Origin of the sequence: Streptococcus mitis (assembly GCF_003944325.1) — a bacterium.
GTDB classification, from domain to species: Bacteria; Bacillota; Bacilli; order Lactobacillales; family Streptococcaceae; genus Streptococcus; species Streptococcus mitis_CW.
Genome location: NZ_RJPX01000063.1, coordinates 1 through 5586 on the forward strand (window position 1 = coordinate 1; position 5586 = coordinate 5586).

Here is a 5586-nt window from a genome sequence, read left to right on the forward strand (position 1 = left end):
ATGACGCTGACCGTTAATGATAACACCTGACCGTTAATGATAACACCTGAATGAAGATANTTACGAATCAAGGATTCCGTATCTCCGTCTTCGATAATGTTATGTACTAAGGACATCAATCTATCTTGAGGAACTGTATCGAAGAATTTCTCTAGGTCTATATCCACTATCCACTCATAGCCGTCATTTAAGTACTCTAAGAGCTTCATGATGGCTTTTTCACATGACCGATTTGGTCGGAACCCATAACTCGTTTCAGAGAAATGGGGTTCACAAATAGGGCTAATGACTTGAACAATGGCCTGTTGAATCATTCTATCCATAACCGTTGGAATTCCTAACTGACGAATACCTCCGTTTGGTTTGGGAATCTCAACTCTGAGAACTGGTTGAGGCTTATATTTTCTCTGTTTCATCCGTTCCTTAGTCAGGCGCCAGTTTTGTCTGAGATAATTATCCATCTCTTCGATAGTAATTCCATCAATCCCAGCTGAGCCCTTATTGGATTTTACTTGATTGTAGGCTTCCAGCATATTTTCGCGTGATAATATCTTATCTAGCAATTTTGACATGTGCGTATTCCTTTCTTGTTTTGGTACCTGAGGGACATCTTATATTGGTGAACCTTCATCTAGTCAATACGTGACAGACTCCAGTTCTATCAGACCGTTCGTTTTACAGACACAAGTGAAGTAGGATTACTTCAATCTGTCGTTTTCTCTTTCTAGCGACAGACCTCAAACAGTCTCTCCCCAGACTGTTTGAGTATTCCCCCTTCGCTCCACTTCCATTACAGAAGTTTCCTCACTACTATGGGCTCGGCTGACTTCTCATGATTCGTTGTTACTACGCTTTCAGCGCTCATGAGACCTCACGGGATAAGTCGTACCCAAAAAAAGCCCAGACGACATTGTCTGAGCAGTTTTCTATATGGTCGTTTAACAAAGTTGAGTTTGACATTTTCAAACTATTTCTTCAACAAACCTTGTTCTTGTAGAAACTCCTTGGCTACTTGTTCTGCTGACCTGCCTTCAACACCGACTTGGTAGTTGAGCTGGCTCATCTGGCTTTCAGTAATTTTACCAGCCAATTTATTGAGAACTGTTTCCAACTCTGGATGTTTCTTGAGAAGAACTTCTTTCATTAGTGGAGCCCCTTGGTAAGGTGGGAAGAGTTGCTTGTCATCTTCCAAGACCTGCAAATCATAACGCGCCAATTCCGCATCAGTCGAATAGGCATCCGTGATTTGAATATCACCTGACTGAATTGCCTGATAGCGAAGGGCTGGCTCCATAGTCGCCACATTGAGATTGAGACCATACATTGACTGCAAGCCTTTATTTCCATCTTCACGGTCATTAAATTCGAGTGTAAAACCTGCCTTCAGCTGCCCTTCCACTTTTTTCAAGTCCGAAATGGTCTTCAAGCCATATTCTTGAGCAATCTTTTTCGGAACAGCTACAGCGTAGGTATTTTGATAAGACATGGGTTTAAGATAGGCTAGATGATCCTGTTTAGCAATACCATCACGCGCCACATCATAAACCTGCTCTGGCTCGTGACTCACTTTCGGCGATGGTTGAAGTAGGCTTTCAGTCACCGTACCAGTAAATTCAGGATAGATGTCAATATCGCCTTTTTTCAGAGCCTCATAGAGGAAGCTTGTTTTCCCAAAATTCGGTTTAACAGTTGCAGTCATACTGGTATTTTCCTCAATGAGGAGTTTATACATATTGGCCAAAATTTCTGGTTCTGGACCCAATTTCCCAGCAATCACCAAGTTTTCTTTCTCTTTTTGAGCTAAGAGAGCTGGGCTATAAGACAGACCGAGCAATAAGGTCACCAAGGCAAAACCTGAAAAAATCGTCCGCAATTTTGCTTTTTCCATCACTTTTAGTAGGAAGTTAAAGGCAATGGCCAGCACTGCAGAAGAAAGGGCCCCAATCAAAATCAGACTGGCATTATTACGGTCAATTCCCAAAAGGATAAAGGAACCTAATCCCCCTGCCCCAATCAAGGCAGCCAAGGTTGCCGTACCGATAATCAAGACAGCTGCCGTCCGAATCCCAGACATCATGACAGGCATGGCAAGTGGAATTTCAAACTTCTTGAGACGCTCCCATCTAGTCATCCCAAAGGCAATCCCAGCCTCTTGCAGACTTGGATCAATTCCCTTCAACCCAGTGATGGTATTTTGTAAAATCGGAAAAATCGCATAGATCACTAGTGCTGTCAAAGCAGGCAAGGTTCCAATCCCCATCAAGGGGATAAAGAGTCCCAACAAGGCTAAAGACGGGATAGTCTGGAAAATCCCTGCAATCTGCAAGACCCAGTCCGCCAGCTTCTCATGATAGCGAAGATAGACAGCTAAAGGAATCGCGATAAAAATAGCTAGTAACAAGGTCAAAAGCGACAACTGCAAATGTTGAGATAGAGCTGTCAACCAATCACTAAAACGATCCTGAAAAGTTGCAATTAAATTAGTCATGAACACTACCTCCAAACAAGTCTGCTACAAAGTCTGTTGCAGGAGTTTTTAAAATGGTCTCGGGATTCGCCACCTGACGAATCTCTCCATCCTGCAAGACAGCAATACGGTCCGCTAACTTCAAGGCTTCATCCGTATCATGGGTCACAAAAATCGTTGTCATCCCAAACTCTTTATGCAATTCTTTCGTCAAAACCTGCAACTGTTTTCTCGAAATCGCATCCAAGGCTGAAAAAGGCTCATCCATGAGGAGAATCTTAGGCTGACCAATCATAGCTCGAACAATACCGACCCGTTGCTGTTCTCCACCAGATAATTCACTCGGAAGTCGATGTCCATACTCAGCTACTGGTAAACCAACCTTTGCCAAAAGCTCTTCTGTTTTCTGAGCAATTTCTTCCTTAGTCCAGCCCTTCATCTCAGGAATCAGGGCAATATTTTCCGCAACCGTTAGATTAGGAAATAGAGCAATAGCCTGTAAAACATAACCAGTAGAAAGACGAAGTTCCCGCTCATCATAGTCTTTGATACGCTTACCATCCATATAAATATTTCCATCAGTCGGTTCCAAAAGACGGTTAATCATCTTGATCATAGTCGTCTTACCGGACCCCGAAGGCCCAACTAAAACCATAAATTCCCCATTTTCAATTCGTAAATTGACATCTCTCAAAACATCTTTTTCTGTGTAGCGCAAGGCTACATTTTTGTATTCAATCATTCTTTGTCCTCATTTTAAAACTTCCCTCGATTGGTCAAGTCTTCTACCTTAGGCATAACTTCTTTATTATCCCAATGCTCCACAATTTTCCCGTCTTTTAGACGGAAGATATCGTACTGGGCATAGGCAAGGCCATCAATCCGAGTCTGACCATAGCTGACCACATAGTTTCCTTGTCCCAAAAGCTGGAAAACAAAGTCGAAAGTGGCCTTTACTTATAAACAGCTAATTTGCTCCATTTTAAACCTCATTTTCCTTCTCTTTCAGATTTGCCAAAATCCTTTCTTGAAAGGCTTCAAACTGCTGAATTTCTTCCTCTGAAAATTCTTTGTAAAAGATTGTATCCAATTTCTGACTGACACGATGTCCCACTTCTTTCTGGGACTGCCCCAAGTCTGTTAAAACTAAATACTTCTTCCGCTTGTCTTCTCCACATGGACTAACAGTGACAAGCTTTTGTTCCTCTAGCTTTTTTATCATAGTCGTCAGCGTATTATTAGCAAGCCCAGTCGCCAAAGCAATATCTGTCGCAGTTGCACAGCCAGTTTCACTATTCCATAAAACCGCTAAAATCTTTCCCTGCTCACTCCGATAAAGAGCTTCAGGGTCTTGGCTCAGTAACTTTTGAAAAATCCGCCCATTCAACAAACGAATATGATGGGCTAGCAAATGACTATCTTTCATAACACCTCCAATTTATTTCTATATCGAAATGAATAACACAATTGTAACACTTGTTGTTCCAACTGTCAACTATTTCGTTTTGGAAATAATTTTCCCCAGTAAAAAAATCTCCTACCCAAGATAGAAGATTTTAAACTTATAAACTTAATCCGTCATGTCCGATACCAACGTTCGATGTTCCAACGGAATACTGCACATAACTAGCAAGAAAATAAAACCTGACTGGATCCAGAAGAGAGCCAGGTCAAAGATTCCATGCACAGCAACCACTGTAAGGAAAGATAGATAAAGGCCGATAATCGGACGTTTCCCTGACTCCTGACTCATATCCATCATCAAGCGAACAGGAGCCACAGAAGACAAAACTAGTAAAATAGTCCCCACAATTCCGTAACTTAGAATCGTATCAATATAAAGACTGTGAGCATGTTCATGATAAGGAGCATTTATTCTAGGATAAGAGTGCATATAGGTCAATGGCCCTTCACCCCAAAAAGGATTTTGCTTAAACAAGGCCATCCCAGCATCCCAGATAGAAATGCGTTCTTCCATAGAAGAGTCTAAAGTCCCCATTCGAACTCCCAAATCACTGGAAAATAGGAAACTCAAACCAATGGCGAAGACTCCAATACTAAGCCAAAAGGCCTTCCAGTTTTTAATGGTCGTAAAGAGATAAATAATCGCTCCAGCGATAATAGCAGGAAAGGCAGTTCGATTTTGAGTAAAGTTCAAACCAAAGAGATTCACAAAGCCTGCAATTACACAGAATACTTTCAACCAATTCAACTTGGTAGTTGTAAACAGATAGAAGGCAATCATGATACAGAAACAACAAATAATTCCATAATAATTAGGATTAAAGAAGGTCACTTCTGCACGATTCTGATGCCAGACCTGCATATTGGGTGAAAGAAAAGCATAGTTGAATTTCTTCACAATTTGGAAATGTTCTAAACTCGCAAAAGCAGCTGACAAGACGCTACCAAACAAGACGAGCTGCAAAATCAACCGAAAGAATTTATGTGATAAAATCGACTGATAGTGCAAAAAGAAAACAGTAAATAGAAACATTCCTACTGAAGCCACAAGACCCATCCAATTTTGTGCAAAAACGGATATAACAGTACTATAGCCAAGAAAAAGAAGTAGCATCGGATGCTCCCCCATTTTCTGAAGAATACTTTTCATGTCTCCTGTAAAAATCAAACTGATAATATATAAACAGAATACAACTACAAAAAGATAAAAGGGTAAAAAGATACTCAGGATAATTCCCAATAAAATCAGCTCTTTACTAGACAACCCTTTCAGCTTTTCAATAAAGCCTATTGATTTCAAAATGAATCCTTTCTCTCCAAACCAGCTGATTCAGATAATAGTAAGCTACCCTTTATTGTACCACTTTTTTAGCAATTTGAAAACAAAGGAAACGTTTCCCTAGGTAAAAAAGGGAGCAAAAATACTAAAACGTAACTTCTCAAAGCAACTTCCACTTGACTTGCCGAAGTGGAAATTAGTCTAAAACGGATTTTTATGGTGGAATTAAGTATGAGACGTTTGAGTTAGAAATGAGGCTCACTATGACAAAACATAAACACCTTACCCTTTCAGACCGTAATGATATCCAACTGGGCTTAGAGCGCGGTGAAACCTTCAAAGCTATTGGACAGTCCATTCTAAAAGACCCAACTAC

At 40.7% G+C, this 5586-nt stretch carries 6 protein-coding genes and 1 pseudogene; 1 reads left to right on the forward strand and 6 read right to left on the reverse strand.

The window, feature by feature from the left end:
- The 6 genes and pseudogenes from D8787_RS10825 to D8787_RS10850 form a co-directional block, all read right to left on the reverse strand.
- On the reverse strand, window positions 1–572 hold a 572-nt coding region (locus D8787_RS10825), incomplete at its 3' end, for a reverse transcriptase domain-containing protein (protein ID WP_260471397.1).
- Window positions 573–967: 395 nt separating this feature from the next.
- Window positions 968–2488 (reverse strand): ABC transporter permease/substrate-binding protein, encoded by a 1521-nt coding sequence (locus D8787_RS10830; protein WP_125423787.1) that lies wholly within the window; start codon window positions 2486–2488, stop codon window positions 968–970.
- Entirely contained in the window at window positions 2481–3209 is a 729-nt protein-coding gene (locus D8787_RS10835; RefSeq protein ID WP_125423790.1) for an ABC transporter ATP-binding protein, read from the reverse strand. Before D8787_RS10835 ends, D8787_RS10830 begins: the two co-directional genes overlap by 8 nt.
- A 14-nt stretch (window positions 3210–3223) precedes the next feature.
- Window positions 3224–3415: pseudogene (locus tag D8787_RS10840) on the reverse strand (polyketide cyclase); the annotation flags it as partial.
- A gap of 34 nt (window positions 3416–3449) precedes the next feature.
- On the reverse strand, window positions 3450–3893 hold the full coding sequence (locus D8787_RS10845) for a MarR family winged helix-turn-helix transcriptional regulator (RefSeq protein ID WP_125423796.1): 444 nt from the start codon (window positions 3891–3893) through the stop codon (window positions 3450–3452).
- A 144-nt stretch (window positions 3894–4037) separates the two neighbouring features.
- Window positions 4038–5231 carry an O-antigen ligase family protein gene (locus tag D8787_RS10850; RefSeq protein ID WP_125423801.1) on the reverse strand — a complete coding sequence of 398 codons (1194 nt, stop codon included), beginning with the start codon at window positions 5229–5231 and terminating at the stop codon, window positions 4038–4040.
- Window positions 5232–5473: 242 nt separating this feature from the next.
- Here D8787_RS10850 and D8787_RS10855 point away from each other — a divergent pair.
- On the forward strand, window positions 5474–5586 hold a 113-nt coding region (locus D8787_RS10855), incomplete at its 3' end, for a helix-turn-helix domain-containing protein (protein WP_142999769.1).

What these genes read in the sequence shown, in the direction of transcription:
- D8787_RS10830 (WP_125423787.1), bottom strand. Translation starts at nt 2,488, where the DNA reads ATGACTAATTTAATTGCAACTTTTCAGGATCGTTTTAGTGATTGGTTG.
- D8787_RS10835 (WP_125423790.1), bottom strand. Translation starts at nt 3,209, where the DNA reads ATGATTGAATACAAAAATGTAGCCTTGCGCTACACAGAAAAAGATGTT.
- D8787_RS10845 (WP_125423796.1), bottom strand. Translation starts at nt 3,893, where the DNA reads ATGAAAGATAGTCATTTGCTAGCCCATCATATTCGTTTGTTGAATGGG.